The organism is Vibrio sp. 10N.261.51.F12, from assembly GCF_041471725.1.
Classification (GTDB): Bacteria; Pseudomonadota; Gammaproteobacteria; order Enterobacterales; family Vibrionaceae; genus Vibrio.
Genome location: NZ_JBFROV010000014.1, coordinates 438,939 through 459,633 on the forward strand (window position 1 = coordinate 438,939; position 20,695 = coordinate 459,633).

Sequence of the window (20,695 nt, forward strand, 5' to 3'; positions counted from 1 at the left end):
AGTAAATGCAGCCCTTTCTTTATTTACCTTGTTCCACCCTAAATAAGGTTGACACTTTAAGCCGCCCCGCTCACAACCGTCCTACTTTTTTTGGAAAAACAGGGTTATGGTCCCCACTTCTTTACCAAACTTCTGAATGCTCGTCAGGTTAAAAAGGTGCTTATCATCTTGCCGGTATAACCAGTCATCAAAAGCGACGGTGTACGTTGACCCGTCAACTTCTAACTCAAAGTCATACTGCCAACGCAGGGCGTTGCCTTCTGCTTGCCCGATCGCCTTCCCGATGATGTCATCAGCCGTTCCTTCGTAGGTACCATCGGCTAATCGCTTAATGGTCCAAACTCGTTGGTCAATTTCCCCATCGTCAAAGACGAAGTCTTCCGTCAGCGTCAGCGTATCCCCAACCACCACGCCAGCAATCTCCACTTCAAAGCGACGGGTTTGCTTGTCACTGTAATCCTGAACCATTCCCCACGCCGTTGAACGGCCATCAAAGTAGCCAAATAGATCAAATTCTGGAGTCGTTCCTTGATACTCACTTAAATCAGCACTGCACGCCGTGATGAATAATAAAAGAGAAGCAAATAGGGCTCTTACGCATTTCTTCATCAATTCATTCCTATCAGCTGGGCTCTTAATTTAGGGTACTGACTGTTAGAAGCTAGCCAAATCCCCAAGAATCCATCGTTTAACGATTCATCGGTAATTTTCCCAACACTTTGCAGCGGCGCGTCGTTGTTTAGATAATAAAAGGAACCTTGAGACCCATCGGTAACATAGATGAGTTGTTGACCCTCTTTTATGTCTGGGAACACGTCATATAATCTCGCGATCCACTCGCTTCTAGTGCTTTTCTCCACGCCCATTTTTTCCCATTGGTCCAGAGTCGCTTCGAGTAACTGCGATCGGCTGATGTCTCTTTGGTACTGTATTCGTAAAGCGACGGGATGCGGAGACACATCGTCCGACAATTGATACGTGCCTTGTGGCGCAAGCAACTCAGAACGATAGACATCAAAAAATAGCCAAGATAGTTGAGCCTCCCCCACGACTTTCCAATGTTTCCATGCTTCATAGCTAACGGTTTTGTCGCCCGCCGCACTCACAGGCAACGCCAGAGCCATAGACATTAACGCGGTTATTGCAATATTACGAATCATGCTTTAATACTCCTTCAACTAAGCGCTTGTAACGGACAACGAACCAAATGATCGCCCACCACTCAACAAACAAAATGGCTAATGTGAGGGGTATAGGGTAACCAATGTTGACCGCTTCTAGCTTAATACCCGCTAGATAACTCAGCGAACCACCGATACCCCCAATAGTAGATACGAGGAAAATCGGATATTGAATCAACGTTGATCGTAAAAAATTTGCGTACCAAGAAAAAGCTAACCAGAGCGTTACCAGCCAAACTGGTACGACTGGCACTGAAAATATTAAGACTCCACTAGCCACGTTGATGCTATCAATACTCAAACCCGCAAGGGTGATAAAGACAATATCCCTTAAGTTGATGCCTAACGGTTTGAAAGTAGCCAACACTGTCAGCACCGCAAGCGAAATGCCGAGCCACTGGAACGGCGCTTGGCCGACAACAGACAAGAACCAGAGGCATTGAAACCAAGTGCTAACACAAACTACTTTCCATCCATGTGACATCGTCTAGTTCTCGCTGGTGATTAATGGCAAAAATCCAACACTATTCTGTCTTTATCGTTATCGTTATCGTTATCGTTATCGTTATCTTCAACGATGACTAACTACGCTGAAACGTCATGTGCACAGTACTAGTACTTTTGGCCCGAAATCCGCCCTCGCAATAACAAAAATAATACCGCCACATCCGTATAAAGCGCTCGTCATAGCCAAGCTTTCTGACCGTTGGCAACGCTTGTTCAAAGCGCTCTCGCCAGTCGGATAGTGTTTCAGCGTAATCCAAACCGATATCAAATAAGTTTCTCGTTACCAAATCAGTGTGCTTGGTACACGCTGTTGTTAGCGCAGTGACTGAAGGGAGGAAACCACCTGGGAATATGTACTTTTGAATAAAATCGACGTTTTTCGAGTAGCTGTCATAACGTTGATCGGCGATCGTAATCGCTTGAATAGCCATTAACCCATTTGGTTTTAGTAACGACTGGCACTTTTGAAGATAAGACGTCAGAAACTGCTTGCCAACGGCTTCTATCATCTCAATAGATACTAATTTATCGTACTGCCCTTCCAATAATCGATAATCTTCCTTTAGGAGCGTGATCTTCTCGTTAAGCCCAAGTTGATTGATTCTGTTTTGTGCGTAGTCAAATTGCTCATCAGAAATCGTCGTCGTGGTCACCTGACAGCCATATTCCTGCGCCATGTATATGGCCATTGCCCCCCACCCTGTTCCGATCTCCACCACATGATCATCACTGGTCAGTTGAAGCTGTTGGCACAAGCGCTCCATTTTGTTTAGCTGAGCCGTCTCTAACGAGTCTGATGGACTGTTGTAGATGGCGGATGAATAAAGCATGCGTTCGTCTAAAAAGGTTTCATAGAGGGAATTACCCAGATCATAATGGGCATGGATATTCTCACGCGAGTTGTCCAATGTATTTCTTTTACCCCAATGCCCAAGCCAGTACAGGATACGAGTTAATGGTGTAGACTTCGCTTCAATGGTATCAAGAGCAGCCATATTTCGAGCCATTAACTCCATAACACAAGTCAAATCTGGACTTTCCCACCAGCCATCCATATATGCTTCACCTGCTGCTATACTTCCGCCTTTTAATAAACGACGATAAAAGTCTGGGTGTTTTACCTCAATGACTGCGTTTGGTTGGCCTCTCTGTGGGCTGCCGAAACGTTCACCTATCTGTTTAGAACCAAGCCCCTCTTTTTCGAAGCTCTCGATGATGGTCAAGCAACCGATATCAAGTTTGTACAGACAATTAAAAGCAATATTTCTCGCGGTTTTCTGCATGGTTGTTAGTGTCTGAGGACTGACCAGCGTGGTGGTTTCTAACATAATACGGCTCCCTATTTCTTTGATTTTTTTTGTGTTGGTGACGTTTCAAGCGAACGATTGTTTTCTGGATGGTCGTAAATGGGCATCCCTTTACACCAGAGCTTAAATGCATGCCAATAGATGCCAAACACTACCTTTATCGCCATGACTGGGGTTTTAACGAGTAGCCACAAAAGTTCTTGGCTACTGAATGGTTTACCCTGCATGTTGACAGTGGCATCAAACTCCTTGTGACCACGATGACACGCTAGGTGGACAAACAGTCTTTTCCCAAGCGGTTTGAGTTTCCATTTGTAGCGCTGTTCAATAGGGTTGAATGGAGAAACATGAAACGCCTTATCATGCTCCCAATTCTCTCCGTGATCCCCTTTGTTCGCTTTTAATGCATAGTAATGACGTTCATTCCAAGGCGTATTACTGACTTCCGCCAATAGATATCGCCACTCATCATTATCGTCATAAACGTAATAGAAATTGACTGGGCTAAAATACAGCCCCAGATATCGCAAATGGCAAACTGCAACGACCTTGCCTGTCAGCTTTTCATCCGTGAGTTCCAATATTTTGTCTTGCACTGCGGTCTTCAGATCACCGCTTCCGACGTAGTCTTCTCTGCGAAACCTCGCCCAGTGCCACCATCGGTCACCAAACCCCCAGACCTGATTTTTGAGTTGAACGAGTTCATCGAGATCAATCGCTGGCATAAATAATGGGTAGCGCAACTCGTGTTTTTTGGGCGTAAAACGTCGATGATCGACGATGCCAACCATCAATTGGCTATTCAAACACGAGGCACTCATGCTACCCCCTTAACAGGGGCCTTGGTTGCAACGTCCATTGCTTGAATACCCCTAACCACATCAAGCGCACTGCGTACTCCATCTTCATGAAAGCCGTTGTACCAATACGCCCCACAAAACCATGTTTCATTTGCTCCGAAGAGCTCTTCACGACGCTTCTGCGCCTCAATGGATTGGGACGTAAACATGGGATGGGTGTAATGGAAGGTACGCAGTATTTTGTCGCTATCGACTAAATGGGATGAGTTTAATGATACACACACTGTGCTTGATGACTGGAGATGCTGCAAAATGTTCATGTTATAAGTTAGCGTAGGTAACCCGCTTTCTGTGTCTTCGTTGAGCGCATAGTTCCAAGAAGCCCAGGCTTTTCGCTCATTGGGAAGTAAACGGGTGTCAGTATGAAGGACCACCTCATTGGACTGATATTTCATGTCCCCTAAAATCGCCTGTTCCGTATCAGACGGAGCATCAATCATGGCTAAGGCTTGGTCGCTGTGGCAAGCAAAAATAACTTGATCAAACCATGTCGACTCACCGTTAACAATAATTTCGACCGCTTGGTCATAGCGTTTTACTGCTGTCACTTTTGCCTTCAATTGAATCCTGTCTGCAAAACCGCGAGTTAATGGCTCAATGTAGGCCCGAGAACCCCCGTCAATAACGTACCATTGCGGTCGGTTGACAACGTCAAGTAACCCATGGTTGAGAAAGAACCTCAAAAAGAAACCTAGCGGGAATGCACGCATGTCGGCCAAGGTCGAAGACCAAATCGCCGCCCCCATAGGCAGGATGTAGTTGGTGCAGAAATAGTCACTGAACTCATGCTGAGTCAAAAACGAACCTAATGTCGTCTCCGATAAATGGTCTTGGTCAGCAAACTCTTTAGCCAGCTTGTTAAATCTCAAAATTTCGAATACGAAACGGTAAAATTGAGGGCTCAACCAATTACTTTTTTGGGCAAAAAGAGTCGCAATGGTATGGCCATTATATTCGAGCCCACTCGCTTTGTTTTTGACACTAAAGCTCATTTGAGTCGCCGTTCTTGCTACAACAATTTCGTCCATCATTTTGATAAAATTTGGGTAAGTCCGGTCATTGAATACGATAAACCCGGTATCAACGGCAAGCGTCTCTCCGTCAACATCAACATCGACCGTCGCAGTATGGCCACCAATATAATCGTTCGCCTCAAACAGGGTAATATCATGAGACTTGTGAAGATGGTATCCGCATGTTAGCCCTGATATCCCTGTCCCTATAATGGCAATTTTCATCATTGAATTCCTTTTTACTTATTTTTTAGCGGTTAACCATCTTATTCACCAGGTAGCGTTGCCACCGATAAGGTAGCAATGCTATGAGCCGAATAATGGAAACAAACTTAGTTGGGAAATAGATATGTGATTGCTTAGCCTCAATTCCCTTTCTAATGGAATTAGAAGCCTCTTCGACTTCAATCATCATTGGCATATCGAAATCATTTTTATCGGTAAGAGGGGTTCGAACAAAGCCTGGGTATACACATGTCACAAGTGCCCCGTTAGCTTGCCAATCCAACTGAAGTGTGCGGACTAGATAACTCACTGCCGCTTTAGACGCGCCGTAGGCTTCTGCTCTCGGTAATGCCAATTCACTCGCAATAGAACCAACAACAACGATGTGATGCTCTGGGGTAAGGTGCGATTGTATAGACTCTAAGACGTGAACCACGCCAAACACATTGACATCAAACACTCGCTTCAACACGTTAGAATCAAGTTGTCCGTCATCAACGTATTCACAATCCCCTGCGTTGATAATCCACAATGCAGGCATTGTTGGCAGGCTTCGAATCGCCAAATCAACGTCGTCTTTATTCGTCACATCAAATGACAACAAATGAATATTATCCCTACTCGCTTTAAGTTCTTCTAGTTTGAGTATAGAGCGCCCACAAGCGAACACATCATAACCTTGCGTCGCATAGTCTTCGGCTAGCTGCCTACCTATGCCAGACGAGGCACCAGTAATAAATACGGCTTTAGTGTTGGTTTCCATTAGCTTCCCAACCTTTGTTTGATGTGTTTAATCACAGGACCGAGTAAAACGACTTGTTCGTACAGCATCTGCCCCAAATCGAAATAATCTCTATGGTAAATGACAAGATCGTCTCGGAAGATTAGGTGACTGACTCCCTTCACCTCAACAGGCTGACCAGAATTGAGTTTGGGATGCTGTAGGCTCATGGTCCAGGTAATAAAGCCCTTGTCTGCGAGCTGTTGATGATGCTCAATGTTAAAATCACAACGAATGACATTCGCGTACAGCTCGCCAAAGTAAGCCAGCAGTGCGGCATAACCCTCGACCCGATGAGCTGGGTCCTCAAATACCACGTCTTGATGATACACAGCCTCCAAGAGATGGAGATTCTGCTTATCTAACTGCTGATAAACTTCGCTTACGGCTTTGGTATCCACATCCACTCCCTGCATTGTACAAAATCCTTTAATGTACAATTTAGTACACCCTAAAAGTTATACAATATTTTGTTTGTTAAGTTTTTGTATAAGTACTACGAACGCCAGTTAGAAAAGATCAAAAAAAAAAGCTTGGCGAATTCGCCAAGCTTTTTAATGAGTTATTAATCGATTATATGATAGTGAGTGTCGTCAGCGAGCTATGCTATTAACGAACACATTCCGCGCCTAGTAGTTTTCTTGGCGAAGAGCATCAATACGTTTGTCTAGTGGTGGGTGGCTCATTAACAGTTCTGTGATCGAACGCTTACCATTGATTCCAAATGCCATCATAGACCCTTCAAGCTGAGACTCTTGGCTCATTTTAAGGCGCTCTAACGCTGCTATCATCTTGTGTTTACCAACAAGCTTGGCGGCACCAGCATCAGCATAGAATTCGCGATGGCGGCTATACCACATCGTAATAAAGCTCGCCAAGAAACCAAAGACCAGCTCCAGAACCATCGAGACGCCGAAATACACCATCATATTCGAGCCGCCTTCCCCTTCATCGCTGTTATTATTCGATGCAACAATATTGGCAATAAAACGCGACAAGAAAATAACAAAGGTATTCACCACACCTTGCATTAGAGTCATGGTGACCATGTCACCGTTAGAGATATGGCTTACTTCATGAGCCAATACTGCTTCTGCTTCGTCTCGCGTCATATTGTGCAGTAAACCTGACGATACGGCGACCAAAGAGTCATCGCGTTTTGCTCCTGTAGCAAAAGCATTAATGTCTGCTGAATCATAGATAGCAACCGTCGGCATACCTATGCCCGCAGTTTGTGCCTGACGACTTACCGTCTCAAGCAACCAATGTTCGGTTTCATTACGTGGAGTTTCAATCGTCATCCCACCTACCGCACGTAAGGCCATCTTTTTCGACATCATTAATGAAATTAAAGACCCACCGAAACCAAATACGGCCGCCATCACTAACAAGCCAGAAAGACTTCCAGGCTGCATGCCTGTCACAGCGTAAACAATATTAAGTACAACGCTTAAGACTAAAACAACAGCCAAGTTAGTTGCTAAAAAGAGTAAGACACGCTTCATTCAAATTTCTCCAGAGTAAGAAGCTTTTATTATGACCAAAAGTTTTTGGTACTTTTATAATGACTCAAAGGGCTCTTGCCATCATGAGTACTTTGAGAGCAAGGTAACATTTTTCGACTTCACTATATACATAGTGTCTTAGATTTGAAAAACAAGGTTAAGCAGAAAATTGCAACAAACCGTTAATTTATTGATCATAAACAAAGCGATAAGTAATTGAAATACTTGTACACAGCCACAGGCGTGCCAAGGTGTGCAACTGGTTACTCATGATTTTTTTCCCCCATTTGGCACCTCAACTTTCACTTCACTTAGACTTTGGTCGTATTGAGTCTTCGTTTCCATATCGATAAAGTCTGCAGTGTCTAAATAACCCATGCCTAAAAAGGAAATCTCATGGTCGAAAACAACAACTTTCAAATGGCAATTGACTTGCTGTGTTGTCACCTAGGTATCACTGAAGATGAAGCAAGAGATCAATTGGGCATTGGTGAGGCCAGTGAACTTGATGCGCACATTTTAGAAACTCAATCGGCGCTCGTCGGTTTGTCTGGTGAAAAATAATACTTGGTCAGCTACTAATAAAATCGTTAACTAAAAAGAAGGGCCGCTCTCTTTGAGCGGCCCTTCTTTTTTAAATCAAGTTCAGAACATCGAGGTTGATATACTTCCCTATATTCTTCTTTTTACAACTAGGCACATAAGGGATTTCGCCAAGCTTGGGCGCCCCCATTTTTTGCTCCAGCATCTTAATAATATCGGAATAATGTTCAACCCCAGGGTTAATGCGGTTTGCCACCCAACCGACAAGCTCTAAACCATCGGCTTTTATTGCTTCTGCTGTCAGCATTGCATGACTTAAACATCCAAGCTTAATACCAACAACCAATACCACGGGCAACGCCTCTTGTTTGACCCATGTTGAGAGGCAATCACTTTCTGAAATAGGGACTCGCCAACCACCGGCACCTTCCACTAGAACAAAGTCACTATTGTCTTGATGTTGCTGTAACACCGAAGACAACGTTTCATAGTCAACCGTGACACCATCCGCCAAGGCGGCAATATGCGGGGAAGCAGGCAGAGACATTGCGTAAGGGTTAACGAGATCATAATCCACATCAACGGTGGCCGCCTCTTGCAGGTGCAAAGCATCCGAATTACGCCATCCTTCGGCTGTTTTCTCGCAGCCAGCCGCCACCGGTTTGTAACCGATGGTCGAATGCCCTTGCGATCCTACTGCACTTAATATCGCTTTCGATACAACCGTTTTTCCAACCTCGGTATCCGTACCGGCAATAAATAACGCTTTCATCATAATGTCACTGTCCCCAAACAAACTTGATAACTCGCTGGTAATAAACCCACTGGATTTGAGAACTTTCGGTATTCCATTTCTAACGCGTTCAACGTGTGCTTACCCGTAAAACCACGAGAGCGTCCCTTGACATGCGTCGCGCCTATCCCTTTCAAGTCCTTCATCAAATCGAGTGCGGTTTGATACCACATAACTATTTTTGGGCAGTCTAGTTGATACTCAACACAACCAGATTGCGCCAACGCAATTTTTATCTGATTTAGCGATACAAATTGATTTACATGTTGATATTCATCAATTTTACGCCAAGCGGTACTTAACTCTTCAAGCGAACCTTCGACAAGCGTCGAGAATACACATTGACCACGATGCTTTGTCACACGCTTCATCTCTTTCAAAGGCAGCGCTAAATCATCGCACCACTGCAAGGCTAAGCTAGAAACAACATAATCAAAACTTGCATCAGCAAAGGTCAGGGCCTCTGCATCCTCGAGATGATAGGTCACTTTTTTGTTCCCGCACCTCTCTCGGGCCTTATCTAGCATCGCCCTAGAGAGGTCTGCACAGACAAGCGTAGCACCTCTTAGCAACAACGCTTGTGCGCAATAACCTGTACCACATCCAAGATCTAATACTACCTTGCCATCTAAACGCTCAGGCAGAAGAGCTAAGAGTTGGTCAGCAACCTTGCGTTGAAATTCGGCATGGCGATCATAACGCTCTGCTGCTCGCCCAAAGGCAATGGAAATCGCCTCTTTATCATTCACGTTGTCAGATATTGATAATACTGCAGACATAATTATTCCTTTATTGATGCCTTTAAAGCATCCACCAAAGTCAGGACATCGTTGGAACTGTGGGTGGCTGACAAAGTCAGTCGCAATCGGGCGCTGCCTTTCGCAACGGTGGGCGGTCTGATGGCCGTTGTCCAGATACGCTTAGTTTTCAATTGCGAACACAGTGTTAATGTCTTCTGCTCTTCGCCAACAAGCCAAGGTTTTATCGGCGTGTTGGTGGCGACATAAGGTGGTAAATCACCTACATTTTCAGCAAACAGGCCATTCAATTCATTCAGCTTCTCTCGTCGCCAGTGTTGAGTCTGGATCATCGTTAAAGCGGTCAGTAACGCACTGGCGTGTGCGGCTGAAAATGAGGTGGAATAGACATAATGACGAGCAAATTGCGTTAAGTATTCCCCCATGGCTTTGGAGCACAAAACGGCCGCTCCATTCAACCCAAAGGCTTTACCAAACGTCACAACCAAAATATCTGGTTGTAAACGGGTTTCAGACATCGCCCCCTTTCCGTCTTCCCCTAGAACCCCAATCCCATGTGCATCGTCAATCATCGTCAACGCATCAGATTGCTGGCATCGCTGCAAAAACTCATCGAGAGGGGAGACATCGCCATCCATGCTAAACACGCTCTCCGTCACTGCCAATGTTGGTTGTGCAGTCGACAATTGTGCACTCAGGTGTGTCATGTCGGTATGGCGATAGCGCTTCATCGTTGCTGGACTTAATAGACCGGCCTCCATCAATGACGCATGGTTCAGACGATCTTGGAGCAACATGTCTCCTTTTTCCAACAGAGCAAACAACACAGCTTGATTGGCTGAAAACCCCGATGAAAAAAACAACGCGCTCTCAAAGCCTAACCACTGTGTTAACGCAGAGGCCAAGCTGGCATGAGCACTTGAGTACCCCGTCACTAATGGCGATGCACCACTTCCCACACCATGTTTCGCAATCGCTTGTTGGTAAGCAAAACCGAGTTCATCACTGGCGGCTAACCCAAGGTAGTCATTCGAAGAAAAATTAAGATAGCAGGTGCCATCCAACTCAAATCGGCGACGATTTCCCGAGAAGATGGCTTGTGTTTTTCTCAGTAAACCCTGACTGTCTCGCTGCGCAATAGCCTTTTCAATACGAGAATCAAACGCTGGCATCGTAAAAGATATCGTCTTTTTCTGGTCTTGCAGCGACACGCATAGCCACTTGATCCAACAAATCACTTTCTTGGATTTCATCGGGCTTTTGCGAGGTTTCTTGACGATTTATGCCCAGTTTTTGAAATAATTGTAAATCCGTATCTTCATCTGGATTAGGGGTAGTCAATAATTTACACCCATAGAAAATCGAATTCGCGCCAGCCATAAAGCACAGCGCTTGCATTTGTTCGTTCATATCCTCTCGCCCTGCCGACAAACGGACCGCCGACTTTGGCATCATGATTCGGGCAATGGCAATGAGTCGTATAAAATCGAATGGCTCAACATCATCCACTTCTTCAAGTGGCGTGCCTTTCACTTTGACCAGCATATTGATTGGCACACTTTCCGGCTGCACGGGTAGATTCGCCAACTCCATCAATAAACCCGCGCGATCGCTTGCGCTTTCACCCATACCGATAATGCCACCAGAGCAAATTTTCATTCCTGCATCACGGACATGACCCAACGTATCTAACCTATCTTGATAAGTTCGAGTCGTAATAATGTTGCCGTAAAATTCAGGCGAGGTATCCAGATTATGGTTGTAGTAATCAAGTCCAGCATCGGCCAAGTGATCGGCTTGGTCAGGCGTCAACATTCCCAATGTCATGCAAGTTTCTAAGCCCATGTCTTTGACACCTTTAATCATATCGGTCAACAACGGCATATCGCGCTCTTTTGGGTTCTTCCAAGCCGCTCCCATACAAAAACGTGTTGAGCCAGCCGCTTTCGCTTTTTGCGCGGCATCAAGCACTCGGTCAACTTCCATGAGGCGCTCTGCTTCTACATCCGTTCGGTAACGAGCACTCTGTGGGCAGTATTTACAATCTTCTGGACAGGCTCCTGTCTTAATAGACAGCAAGGTGCTCACTTGCACATGGTTCGTTTGCTGATGCTGCCTATGTAACGTTTGCGCATCAAAGAGTAAATCCATAAAAGGTTTATCCATTAAGGCGCTGACTTCGGTTAGAGTCCAGTTGTGTCTTACTTCCACTGAAAATTCCTTTGCTCACATTATTATTAGTCTTGGCTAGTGTACCCACAGCCGTTACACTGTCAACACCGACCACGCAAACATGTTTACATGTGATTAAAATATAACCAGAGAATTTATGATGGATCTCGAATTTGACCGCCAACATATCTGGCACCCTTATACTTCCACGTTAAACCCGCTCACTTGTTACCCTGTTGTTTCTGCATCTGGTGTAGAAATTGAACTGGAAAATGGCAAAAAACTCGTCGATGGTATGTCATCGTGGTGGTCAACGATTCATGGTTACAGCCATCCCGTATTGAACCGAGCACTGACCGAACAAGCCGACAAAATGGCACATGTGATGTTCGGCGGTATCACCCATGAACCGGCGATCAATGTCTGCAAGAAATTAGTGTCGCTGTCGCCTGCAAGTCTTGAGCACGTCTTTCTTGCTGATTCAGGGTCAGTTGCCGTTGAAGTCAGCTTAAAAATGGCACTGCAATACTGGCATGCAAAAGGCGAAAGTCGCCCTAAATTTCTCACATTAAGTCATGGCTACCACGGTGATACTTTTGCTGCGATGTCGGTCACCGACCCTAATAACTCAATGCACAATTTGTATAAGGGTTTTTTACCCGAACATATCTTTGCCCAGTCTCCAACCATCGGTTTTCACCAAGAGTGGAACGAAGACGATATTGAAGACTTCGCGAATAAACTCGACACACACCATAGAGAAGTGGCAGCCGTCATTCTCGAGCCTATTGTGCAAGGTGCGGGAGGAATGCGGATTTATCACCCAACGTTTCTCAAGCGGGTTCGCCAACTCTGTGATAAATATGGGGTGCTCTTAATCATTGATGAAATCGCAACAGGATTTGGCCGTACGGGCAAACTTTTTGCCTCTGAGCACGCCGATATCCAGCCTGACATCATGTGTGTCGGCAAGGCGTTAACAGGTGGCTATATGACGCTCTCTGCCACCTTAACCTCAAAACACGTGGCAGATACGGTTTGTGGAGGGGATGCAGGATGTTTCATGCATGGACCGACCTTTATGGGTAACCCATTGGCGTGTGCGGTCGCCTCAGCAAGCCTATCGTTGATTGAGTCTGGCGAATGGCAACAACAAGTGAGTCAAATTGAAGCGCTTTTTGCACGTACACTTCCTTCGCTACTATCCCATCAACGCGTTAAAGATGTACGTTGGCTAGGCGCCATTGGCGTTGTAGAAGTCGACCGCGCTGTCAATATGGAGGTCATTCAACAGCATTTTGTCGATTGTGGTGTATGGATTCGACCATTTGGACGGCTTATTTATATGATGCCACCATTTATTAGCCAACCAGAGCATATCGAAAAGTTAGTCAATGCGATATCGAGTGCCCTCAACACCGCGGCATGCTTCTTACAGACTGATAGTTAAATAATGACCGACCGCCAATCAGGGAGTCGTCGTTGATTGGGTGGCCGAGAAAATTGTCCGCGCTATCTGCTAGACGGCAATTCAACACGGATAAGACAAAACGACGGGTATAAAAAAGGCCCAGCATCATCATGCTGGGCCTTTATTATTTTTAGCGTACTGTTATTTTAACGTACGACTATTGAGGCATGCCAAGATTAACCAATATGGGTGGTGCCACGCATATATGGTTGCAGCACGGTTGGGATAGCGATTCGGCCATCGGCTTCTTGGTTGTTCTCAAGAATCGCCACCATAGTACGACCAACGGCTAAACCGGAACCATTAAGTGTGTGCACAAGTTCTGGCTTCTTTTCGCCTTTACGACGGAAGCGAGCTTGCATGCGTCGAGCTTGGAAATCCCACATGTTCGAGCAAGAAGAGATCTCACGATATGTTTCTTGAGCCGGAACCCAGACTTCAAGATCATAAGTTTTACGCGCGCCAAAGCCCATATCACCCGTACACAAAACCACTTTACGGTAAGGCAGTTCGAGTAACTGAAGAACTTTCTCAGCGTGACCAGTCAGAGCTTCAAGCGCTTCCATTGAATCTTCTGGTTTAGTGATCTGTACCAACTCGACTTTATCGAACTGGTGCATACGGATCAAACCACGCGTGTCACGACCGTAAGAACCGGCTTCTGAACGGAAACACGGTGTGTGCGCTGTCATTTTAAGCGGTAGATCGGCTTCATCAGTAATCGTGTCACGAACCATGTTCGTAACCGGCACTTCTGCTGTTGGGATAAGTGACAGTTTACGCGGCTCTTCATCGCTGACTTTTTCTACCAGTGGCTCGGTATGGAACAGGTCTTTACCAAACTTTGGTAGCTGACCAGTACCGTAAAGGCTGTCTGCATTAACCAAGTAAGGGACATACATCTCTGTATAACCATGCTCTTCAGTGTGCAGGTCAAGCATAAACTGCGCAATCGCACGATGAAGACGAGCAAATTGGCCTTTCATTACGATAAAACGTGCGCCCGTAATTTTGGTCGCGCTGGCAAAATCTAATCCGCCCGCGATCTCACCTAGATCAACGTGGTCTTTCACTTCAAAATCGTATGATTTAGGCTGACCCCAACGAGAAACCTCGACGTTGTCATCTTCGTCTTTACCATCAGGCACATCATCAGACGGAAGGTTTGGAACAGACAACGTAATGTCGTCAAGTTGGGTCATTAACGCCGCTAACTCAACTTTTTTTGCTTCTAAATCGCTACCTAAGGTACCGATTTGTTTTTTAATCTCTTCAGCGCCTTCTTTATCACCAGCCGCCATTTTCTGACCAATTTGCTTGGAGATGGAATTGCGCGTGGATTGTAAATTTTCTACTTCGACTTGAATCGACTTACGTTGCTCTTCAAGTTTACGAATAGTTTCTACGTCTAGCGTGAAGCCGCGACGTGCCAATTTTGCAGCTGTTTCATCCAGCTCTGTACGAAGTAATTTAGAATCCAGCATTGCCAATCCTATGCTTTAGGTTATGAAAACGTCTATCAGCGATTACTTTCTCACCACTGATAAATCTTGATAATTGAACCGGATAACGATAACGAAAAGCCACTACTTTTCATAGCGCTTTTGTGGGCTTTTTGCGTCTAAATCGGCCAGATAATCTAACTTTTCACCAATTTTGGTTTCAAGACCACGATTTGTTGGCTGGTAGTAGCGCGTGCCACTCATTTCTGGTGGCAAATATCGTTCACCGGCGGCGTACGCACCCGGCTCATCATGAGCATAACGATATTCCTCACCATAGCCCATGTCTTTCATCAAAGATGTTGGGGCGTTACGTAAATGATGGGGCACTTCATATTCCGGTAATTGGTGTGCATCGGTTAATGCCTGCTTCCAAGCGGTATAGACAGCGTTGCTTTTGGGCGCGCAAGCCAGGTACACAACAGCTTGAGCAATTGCTCGTTCCCCTTCTGCAGGACCAATTCGAGTGAAACAATCCCACGCGGACATGGCTACTTGCATTGCGCGAGGGTCAGCATTGCCAATATCTTCCGATGCGATCGCGAGTAACCGCCTAGCAATATACAATGGGTCACAACCTGCTGCGATCATTCGCGCCGACCAATACAGAGCGGCGTCCGGATTCGAACCCCGTATTGATTTATGTACCGCTGAAATTAAGTCGTACCAAATATCGCCCTTGTTATCAAAGCGATTCACTTTCTCGCCTGCAACTTCGGCTAATAATGGCAAGGTAATCTGTTTATTACCGTCCGAATCATCCTCAGCCATGTCATAGAGTAGCTCAAGGTAATTCAACGACATACGAGCGTCGCCATTCACCAGTTCAGCGAGCCTATCCAAGGCATTATCTTGAAACTGCGCCGCAATCTGCCCCAAACCTCGAGCGTCATCGTTTATTGCTTGTTCGAGTACCAATAAAATATCGGCTTTATCGAGAGAGGTGAGTTTGTAGACTCGAGCTCTCGATAGCAAAGCGTTATTGAGTTCGAAGGACGGATTCTCGGTGGTTGCGCCGATAAAGGTTACCGTGCCATCTTCTATGTGAGGCAAGAAGGCATCTTGTTGGCTTTTGTTGAAGCGATGCACCTCATCAACAAATAAAATAGTGCGCTTTCCTGCAAGCTTATTTTCTCGTGCGCGCTCAATGGCCGCACGAATATCTTTCACTCCGGAGGTCACCGCCGATACACGTTCGACCTCGGCGTCCGCGTAGTTTGCCGCCACTTCTGCAAGGGTCGTCTTCCCTGTACCCGGCGGTCCCCATAGTATCATCGAGTGAAGCTGACCCGCTTCTAGGGCACGACGAAGCGGCTTACCAACACCAAGAATATGTTGCTGGCCAATGTATTGCTCCACCGTTTCTGGGCGCATTCTAGCAGCCAGGGGACGAAAATCTTCATCCCCTGAAAAATCAAAACTAAAATTACTCACGTAATCCCCTAGTTTCTTTGATCATCAATTTCAACACCTTCAGGCACAACAAATGTGAATCTGTCCTCTGATGGTTTGCCAACTTTAACCGCATCAAAGACAAATCGACCTTGCTGACCATCTTGTTCAATCACATTGAAACCATGAACGATCCCTTTTGGGTCAATGTTAATTTGGAACTGACCTTGTGTAGAATCCACAGCCGTAGGTGTTAGGGTAAACATGTCACCACTTTGCTCAATACTGTAATGGTCCCAATCGGTGGCTCGATTACGTGTTAACAAAACAAAAGGTGTTTGTTCAGTCGCTTGCTCTTGGTTATAAATACTCACTTGTTCAATAAATGGGCTGTAGTACCAAAGATTGCTGCCGTCGGAAACCAATACGTTTTCATCCGGAAACGTGGTTACCCAACGAAACATGCTAGGGCGGGCGATTTCAACATTGCCCTCCCCTTCCATCACCACTTCACCGTCCGGGCTAGTAACGGTTTGTTTGAAACTTGCACTAAACCCGTCATTGAGTTGTAACCGTTCGCTGAGCTCTTGTTGTGGGGTCGCTAACGCCGAAAAACTCAATGTCGATAGCGTAATAAAAACGAGCGAGAACCATGTTTTCATGTTAATTCCTTACTGCATTATTCTTTAATAGGAGGTGGGGCTAGCACTTCACGATTGCCATTGTGGCCCGGTGCACTAACGATACCTTGAACCTCGAGTTGTTCGACGATACGAGCGGCTCGGTTGTAACCAATTTTAAATCGTCGTTGCACCCCTGAAACGGAACCACGACGAGAGTGCACTACATGCTCTACTACTTGATCAAACAAGGGATCCATTTCCTCGTCCCCTTCCATTTTTTCGCCGGGTAACAAGGTCTCTGGGCTTTGATCGCCATTGGTGATCTCTTCAATGTAATTTGGTTTTCCTCTGGCCTTCCAGTTGTTTACAACCGCATGCACATCATCATCGGAAGCAAACGCACCATGGACTCGCGTCGTATGACTAGAGCCGGGAGGGAGATACAACATATCACCCATGCCAAGTAACGACTCAGCGCCACCTTGGTCCAATATCGTTCTAGAATCCGTTTTAGTTGATACAGTAAATGCCACACGAGTTGGAATATTGGCTTTAATAAGACCGGTAATAACATCAACAGATGGTCGCTGCGTCGCAAGAATCAGATGAACACCGGCGGCACGCGCTTTTTGTGCCAAACGCGCAATCAATTCTTCGACCTTCTTACCCACGACCATGATCAAGTCAGCGAACTCATCAACGACCACAACGATGTACGGTAGGTTCTCAAGCAGTGGAGCTTCTGGCTCCATGCTGTCCCCTTCTTTCCACAAAGGATCATGGATAGGGTGTCCAGCCGCAGCCGCCATCTTCAGCTTGTCATTAAAGCCCTTAATATTACGAACACCCAACGCGGACATAAGTTTATAACGACGCTCCATCTCTCCAACACACCATCGTAGCGCGTTAGAGGCATCCTTCATGTCAGTCACTACTTCCGATAGTAGATGCGGGATCCCTTCGTAAATTGAAAGCTCCAACATTTTAGGGTCAATCATGATAAAGCGGACTTCTTCCGGCGTTGCTTTGTAGAGCATACTCAGAATCATGACGTTAACGCCAACCGATTTACCGGAGCCCGTTGTACCCGCTACCAGTACATGCGGCATTTTAGACAAGTCCGCGACAACCGCTTCACCCGCTATATCTTGACCCAACACGACTGTAGTTGGTGATTTAGACTCAGTAAAGGCAGGGCTGCCAATGACATCTGAAAAGTACACGGTCTGGCGCGTCATATTAGGAAGCTCTAAACCCACATAAGGCTTACCGGGGATCACTTCCACAACACGAACCGCCATTGCCGAAAGCGACCGAGCTAAATCCATCGACAATCCAGAAATCCGGCTGACCTTAACACCGGGTGCAAGGTCGAGTTCAAAGCGAGTAATCACAGGCCCAGGGAAAATATCGACCACTTCAGCCTTAATTTTGTAATCTGCTAACTTAGATTCAACCAATCGAGCAATATTTTCTAACGCTTCCTTATCAATAAAGTTTTCACGTTTTTCTGGATGATACAGGAGTTCTAATGTTGGCATCGGCTCTGTCGGTTTTGGCAGATTCGCATCTTTTTGCACCAAGAACGGGTTCATTTGCGCCACAGCGGTTTTCTGAGCTTCCGCAACAAGAGATTGAAAGGCCTCTGAGTCCGCATCTACATACTCGGCATCAGCGTGTTCTACCTTCTCAGGCTGCCCTAACTGCGGCCTATCAGATGGTATTTCTTGTGGCGGTACGCTTGACTCTTGAACCCCAGTAGGCTCCTGAGTCCAAATAGCCTCTTGATTCCAAGCCGCCTCTTCAATGTGTTGGCTCGCCACAGGTGAGTCACTATTGCCTACCACTGATTGGAGAGTAGAGTCAGGTTCACTTAAATGTTCTGGAGTATGAGTGTGACTCCGATCGGTTCCGTCACTACTGCTATCCATCCATGATTCACTTTCTGGCAGTGGTTGAGGTGCGTCTATATTCCATGGAGTATCGTTGAGTTGAGTCGCCTCAGATGGTGCAGATACCGCCGATGCGGCGGTCGTTGCAACGGCAGCCGTCGCTCCTGAAAGGTTGATTGATTCGCTTGCTTGGTATTTTTCAGGCACAGACTCTTGTGGTGACTGGTCAGCAAAATCATCAGACGTTCTGGCTGCCATTTCAAGATCCTCGATCGTCGCGCCTAACTGATGCGTTCGATCATCTGCCGTACTTAGCTGCTCATCTAAGGCATCCATTACATTGAAATGCTCATGAGGCGATGATGCTTCCTGCAATTCAATAAACGATTCACCGATGACAGGCTCAGTACGCGCGGCAGGCTCTGACATGTTCGCAGTAGGTTCTGTTGAGTATGCGCTAGATTCTGACGCGTAGACTGTAGGCTCAGCATTAAACGTTGCTTCTGGTGCAGAGGTCGTCTCTATATCAGGCTGAATCGTCGTTTCATTCAATGTCGGAGAAGGTGCTGCCTTGGCAAACAATGGGTCATACTCTTCTGACTGACGATCCACAGATTCTGCGTTAGCGTCTGGCATATGAATATTGTAATGACGACGCTTTGACGATGTCGGTGAGAGATCGATTGAATCAGTAGACGGCTCGCTAAGTGACAACGGCGCTTGCTTTGCAGAAAAATGCGGCAACCTTTCATCTTCATCCATTCTCTCTGGCTGAGACAGAACCGGTTCGTAAACCTGCTCTTTACTGCCACGAACTTTATTCGTCATTGCCGCCAGCATAGTAAGAACGCCGTTACCAAGCCACTCAACAATACTGAGCCAAGAGACACCAGTTAATAGGGTAAAGCCTGCCCCCCACAAAAACAGCAAGACGATGGTGGTGCCCAGCACATTCAATGTCGGCAATGCTAAGCTCGTTAATACATCACCAATCACGCCGCCTGATGAAAAATACCAAATATCATCAAAGTTAATGTCGGCAAGCCCGCAGCTAGTGAGGATAATAATGGTGAGACCAAGCGTACGAGTCCCCCAGATCATCAAATCTATTTCATCATCTTTGTCTCGGGTTCTGAAGAAGACCCAAGCGCTGAATGCAACAACAAACGGGATGGGGTATGCCAAAGAGCCAAAAACGAAAAATAGTGTATCGGCAAGCCAGGCTCCAACGATGCCACCTGCGTTTTGAATGTCGCCACCCCAAGAAGTTTGCGACCAAGACGGGTCGGCGGGGTTGAACGTAAATAATGCAACGGCCAAGATAATTGACGTCAGCACAGCCAAGATAAAGCAGCACTCCCTCAATCGCTGAAATCCATTGAGGCGAGAAGCTTCTTGCTCTTCGCTCGTCTTAATGATCGTTTCGACTCTTTTTTTGTCCTGTTTGAACATATCCAACATCTAACTTAGTAGAAACAGCCCGAGCGGCATAAGCCGCTCGGAGTATTTATTAATTTAACCACATCAGGGATAAAAACCCAATCGAGGAGATGAATAAAGCATGGATTTTCATGGCATTAGTCAACTCCTTGTTAGAATAGACTTATCTGGTCTTAATCACCAATTGGTTAGATTGCTTAACTTCTTCCATTACAACGTAAGTTCGTGTGTCATTGACACCCGGTAAACGCAGTAAAGTATCCCCAAGCAATTTACGATAAGCACCCATATCCGACACCCTTGTTTTCAAAAGATAGTCGAAATCTCCAGAAACGAGGTGACATTCTTGGATGTCATCCAATCGTTGCACTGCTGAGTTAAATTGCTCAAACACATCTGGTGCACCACGATTTAGCGTAATTTCCACAAATACTAGTAATGACGCATCTAAGTATTGCGGATTAAGTAGAGCTGTATAGCCCGTAATATATCCCTGACGCTCAAGTCGACGAACACGTTCTAAACACGGTGTAGGCGAAAGACCTACGCGTTTTGACAATTCGACATTTGAGATCCTACCGTCTTTCTGCAATTCATTAAGAATGTTGCGATCAATACGGTCTAGTTCCTTGGACGGCTTCTTATAGTTGTCTGCCATTTTTTATTCCACCTTGTTACTTCCTTGCAAAAAAATATACTACAACTCTGTAATATTCAGTATCAAATTTTG

20 protein-coding genes are annotated in these 20,695 nt (G+C 45.9%); 2 read left to right on the forward strand and 18 right to left on the reverse strand.

Features of this window, described 5'->3' with window-relative positions:
- Positions 1-81: 81 nt before the first annotated feature.
- The 9 genes from AB4405_RS09255 to htpX form a co-directional block, all read right to left on the reverse strand.
- Positions 82-609, reverse strand: a complete 528-nt coding sequence (locus AB4405_RS09255) for a DUF3833 domain-containing protein (RefSeq protein ID WP_372060531.1) — start codon at positions 607-609, stop codon at positions 82-84.
- Positions 609-1,160, reverse strand: a complete 552-nt coding sequence (locus tag AB4405_RS09260) for a chalcone isomerase family protein (protein ID WP_102471635.1) — start codon at positions 1,158-1,160, stop codon at positions 609-611. Before AB4405_RS09260 ends, AB4405_RS09255 begins: the two co-directional genes overlap by 1 nt.
- Positions 1,150-1,665 (reverse strand): DUF2878 domain-containing protein, encoded by a 516-nt coding sequence (locus AB4405_RS09265; RefSeq protein ID WP_372060532.1) that lies wholly within the window; start codon positions 1,663-1,665, stop codon positions 1,150-1,152. Before AB4405_RS09265 ends, AB4405_RS09260 begins: the two co-directional genes overlap by 11 nt.
- A 97-nt stretch (positions 1,666-1,762) precedes the next feature.
- Complete coding sequence (locus AB4405_RS09270; protein WP_372060533.1) at positions 1,763-3,016, reverse strand: class I SAM-dependent methyltransferase; 1,254 nt, start codon at positions 3,014-3,016, stop codon at positions 1,763-1,765.
- A gap of 11 nt (positions 3,017-3,027) precedes the next feature.
- Entirely contained in the window at positions 3,028-3,816 is a 789-nt protein-coding gene (locus AB4405_RS09275) for a DUF1365 domain-containing protein (RefSeq protein ID WP_372060534.1), read from the reverse strand.
- Positions 3,813-5,093: an NAD(P)/FAD-dependent oxidoreductase gene (locus AB4405_RS09280; RefSeq protein ID WP_372060695.1), complete on the reverse strand. Its 1,281-nt coding sequence runs from the start codon at positions 5,091-5,093 to the stop codon at positions 3,813-3,815. The genes AB4405_RS09275 and AB4405_RS09280 overlap by 4 nt, the downstream gene beginning before the upstream one ends.
- A gap of 25 nt (positions 5,094-5,118) precedes the next feature.
- The gene (locus tag AB4405_RS09285; RefSeq protein WP_102471640.1) at positions 5,119-5,856 is read right to left on the reverse strand and encodes an SDR family NAD(P)-dependent oxidoreductase; all 738 of its coding nucleotides are present in this window, start codon (positions 5,854-5,856) and stop codon (positions 5,119-5,121) included.
- Positions 5,856-6,275 carry a nuclear transport factor 2 family protein gene (locus AB4405_RS09290; protein WP_372060535.1) on the reverse strand — a complete coding sequence of 140 codons (420 nt, stop codon included), beginning with the start codon at positions 6,273-6,275 and terminating at the stop codon, positions 5,856-5,858. The genes AB4405_RS09285 and AB4405_RS09290 overlap by 1 nt, the downstream gene beginning before the upstream one ends.
- 228 nt (positions 6,276-6,503) lie before the next feature.
- Positions 6,504-7,379: a protease HtpX gene (htpX, locus tag AB4405_RS09295; RefSeq protein WP_102471642.1), complete on the reverse strand. Its 876-nt coding sequence runs from the start codon at positions 7,377-7,379 to the stop codon at positions 6,504-6,506.
- 396 nt (positions 7,380-7,775) lie between these two features.
- Between htpX and AB4405_RS09300 the strand changes: the two genes are divergently transcribed.
- Positions 7,776-7,943 (forward strand): hypothetical protein, encoded by a 168-nt coding sequence (locus tag AB4405_RS09300; protein ID WP_372060536.1) that lies wholly within the window; start codon positions 7,776-7,778, stop codon positions 7,941-7,943.
- 70 nt (positions 7,944-8,013) lie between these two features.
- Here AB4405_RS09300 and bioD read toward each other — a convergent pair whose 3' ends face one another.
- Genes bioD through bioB form a run of 4 tightly spaced genes read right to left on the reverse strand, consistent with a single transcriptional unit; the run spans position 8,014 to position 11,684 of the window.
- Positions 8,014-8,697 carry a dethiobiotin synthase gene (bioD, locus tag AB4405_RS09305; RefSeq protein ID WP_372060537.1) on the reverse strand — a complete coding sequence of 228 codons (684 nt, stop codon included), beginning with the start codon at positions 8,695-8,697 and terminating at the stop codon, positions 8,014-8,016.
- Positions 8,694-9,494 carry a malonyl-ACP O-methyltransferase BioC gene (gene bioC, locus AB4405_RS09310; RefSeq protein WP_372060538.1) on the reverse strand — a complete coding sequence of 267 codons (801 nt, stop codon included), beginning with the start codon at positions 9,492-9,494 and terminating at the stop codon, positions 8,694-8,696. Before bioC ends, bioD begins: the two co-directional genes overlap by 4 nt.
- 2 nt (positions 9,495-9,496) lie before the next feature.
- Complete coding sequence (locus AB4405_RS09315) at positions 9,497-10,645, reverse strand: 8-amino-7-oxononanoate synthase (RefSeq protein ID WP_372060696.1); 1,149 nt, start codon at positions 10,643-10,645, stop codon at positions 9,497-9,499.
- On the reverse strand, positions 10,632-11,684 hold the full coding sequence (bioB, locus tag AB4405_RS09320; protein WP_372060539.1) for a biotin synthase BioB: 1,053 nt from the start codon (positions 11,682-11,684) through the stop codon (positions 10,632-10,634). Before bioB ends, AB4405_RS09315 begins: the two co-directional genes overlap by 14 nt.
- 121 nt (positions 11,685-11,805) lie before the next feature.
- Here bioB and bioA point away from each other — a divergent pair, with 121 nt between their 5' ends.
- The gene (gene bioA / locus AB4405_RS09325) at positions 11,806-13,095 is read left to right on the forward strand and encodes an adenosylmethionine--8-amino-7-oxononanoate transaminase (RefSeq protein WP_372060697.1); all 1,290 of its coding nucleotides are present in this window, start codon (positions 11,806-11,808) and stop codon (positions 13,093-13,095) included.
- Between the two features lie 197 nt (positions 13,096-13,292).
- Here the strand turns inward: bioA and serS are convergent, their stop codons facing one another.
- The 5 genes from serS to lrp all read right to left on the reverse strand — a co-directional run bounded on the left by serS (position 13,293) and on the right by lrp (position 20,623).
- Positions 13,293-14,600 carry a serine--tRNA ligase gene (serS, locus tag AB4405_RS09330; RefSeq protein WP_102471648.1) on the reverse strand — a complete coding sequence of 436 codons (1,308 nt, stop codon included), beginning with the start codon at positions 14,598-14,600 and terminating at the stop codon, positions 13,293-13,295.
- A 102-nt stretch (positions 14,601-14,702) separates the two neighbouring features.
- The gene (locus AB4405_RS09335) at positions 14,703-16,052 is read right to left on the reverse strand and encodes a replication-associated recombination protein A (protein ID WP_372060540.1); all 1,350 of its coding nucleotides are present in this window, start codon (positions 16,050-16,052) and stop codon (positions 14,703-14,705) included.
- A gap of 8 nt (positions 16,053-16,060) precedes the next feature.
- The gene (gene lolA, locus AB4405_RS09340) at positions 16,061-16,672 is read right to left on the reverse strand and encodes an outer membrane lipoprotein chaperone LolA (RefSeq protein ID WP_102471650.1); all 612 of its coding nucleotides are present in this window, start codon (positions 16,670-16,672) and stop codon (positions 16,061-16,063) included.
- 17 nt (positions 16,673-16,689) lie between these two features.
- Positions 16,690-19,977, reverse strand: coding sequence for a DNA translocase FtsK 4TM domain-containing protein (locus tag AB4405_RS09345; protein ID WP_372060541.1), 3,288 nt, complete (start codon positions 19,975-19,977; stop codon positions 16,690-16,692).
- A 151-nt stretch (positions 19,978-20,128) separates the two neighbouring features.
- Entirely contained in the window at positions 20,129-20,623 is a 495-nt protein-coding gene (gene lrp, locus AB4405_RS09350; RefSeq protein ID WP_102471652.1) for a leucine-responsive transcriptional regulator Lrp, read from the reverse strand.
- Between the last annotated feature and the right edge of the window lie 72 nt (positions 20,624-20,695).

Excerpts from the sequence above, each read along its gene's own strand:
- AB4405_RS09270 (WP_372060533.1), bottom strand. The coding sequence starts at position 3,016 with ATGTTAGAAACCACCACGCTGGTCAGTCCTCAGACACTAACAACCATG.
- AB4405_RS09265 (WP_372060532.1), bottom strand. The coding sequence starts at position 1,665 with ATGTCACATGGATGGAAAGTAGTTTGTGTTAGCACTTGGTTTCAATGC.
- AB4405_RS09345 (WP_372060541.1), bottom strand. The coding sequence starts at position 19,977 with ATGTTCAAACAGGACAAAAAAAGAGTCGAAACGATCATTAAGACGAGC.
- AB4405_RS09260 (WP_102471635.1), bottom strand. The coding sequence starts at position 1,160 with ATGATTCGTAATATTGCAATAACCGCGTTAATGTCTATGGCTCTGGCG.
- AB4405_RS09300 (WP_372060536.1), top strand. The coding sequence starts at position 7,776 with ATGGTCGAAAACAACAACTTTCAAATGGCAATTGACTTGCTGTGTTGT.
- AB4405_RS09275 (WP_372060534.1), bottom strand. The coding sequence starts at position 3,816 with ATGAGTGCCTCGTGTTTGAATAGCCAATTGATGGTTGGCATCGTCGAT.
- bioA (WP_372060697.1), top strand. The coding sequence starts at position 11,806 with ATGGATCTCGAATTTGACCGCCAACATATCTGGCACCCTTATACTTCC.
- serS (WP_102471648.1), bottom strand. The coding sequence starts at position 14,600 with ATGCTGGATTCTAAATTACTTCGTACAGAGCTGGATGAAACAGCTGCA.
- lrp (WP_102471652.1), bottom strand. The coding sequence starts at position 20,623 with ATGGCAGACAACTATAAGAAGCCGTCCAAGGAACTAGACCGTATTGAT.
- bioC (WP_372060538.1), bottom strand. The coding sequence starts at position 9,494 with ATGTCTGCAGTATTATCAATATCTGACAACGTGAATGATAAAGAGGCG.
- bioD (WP_372060537.1), bottom strand. The coding sequence starts at position 8,697 with ATGATGAAAGCGTTATTTATTGCCGGTACGGATACCGAGGTTGGAAAA.
- AB4405_RS09255 (WP_372060531.1), bottom strand. The coding sequence starts at position 609 with ATGAAGAAATGCGTAAGAGCCCTATTTGCTTCTCTTTTATTATTCATC.
- AB4405_RS09280 (WP_372060695.1), bottom strand. The coding sequence starts at position 5,093 with ATGAAAATTGCCATTATAGGGACAGGGATATCAGGGCTAACATGCGGA.
- AB4405_RS09285 (WP_102471640.1), bottom strand. The coding sequence starts at position 5,856 with ATGGAAACCAACACTAAAGCCGTATTTATTACTGGTGCCTCGTCTGGC.
- lolA (WP_102471650.1), bottom strand. The coding sequence starts at position 16,672 with ATGAAAACATGGTTCTCGCTCGTTTTTATTACGCTATCGACATTGAGT.
- htpX (WP_102471642.1), bottom strand. The coding sequence starts at position 7,379 with ATGAAGCGTGTCTTACTCTTTTTAGCAACTAACTTGGCTGTTGTTTTA.
- AB4405_RS09315 (WP_372060696.1), bottom strand. The coding sequence starts at position 10,645 with ATGCCAGCGTTTGATTCTCGTATTGAAAAGGCTATTGCGCAGCGAGAC.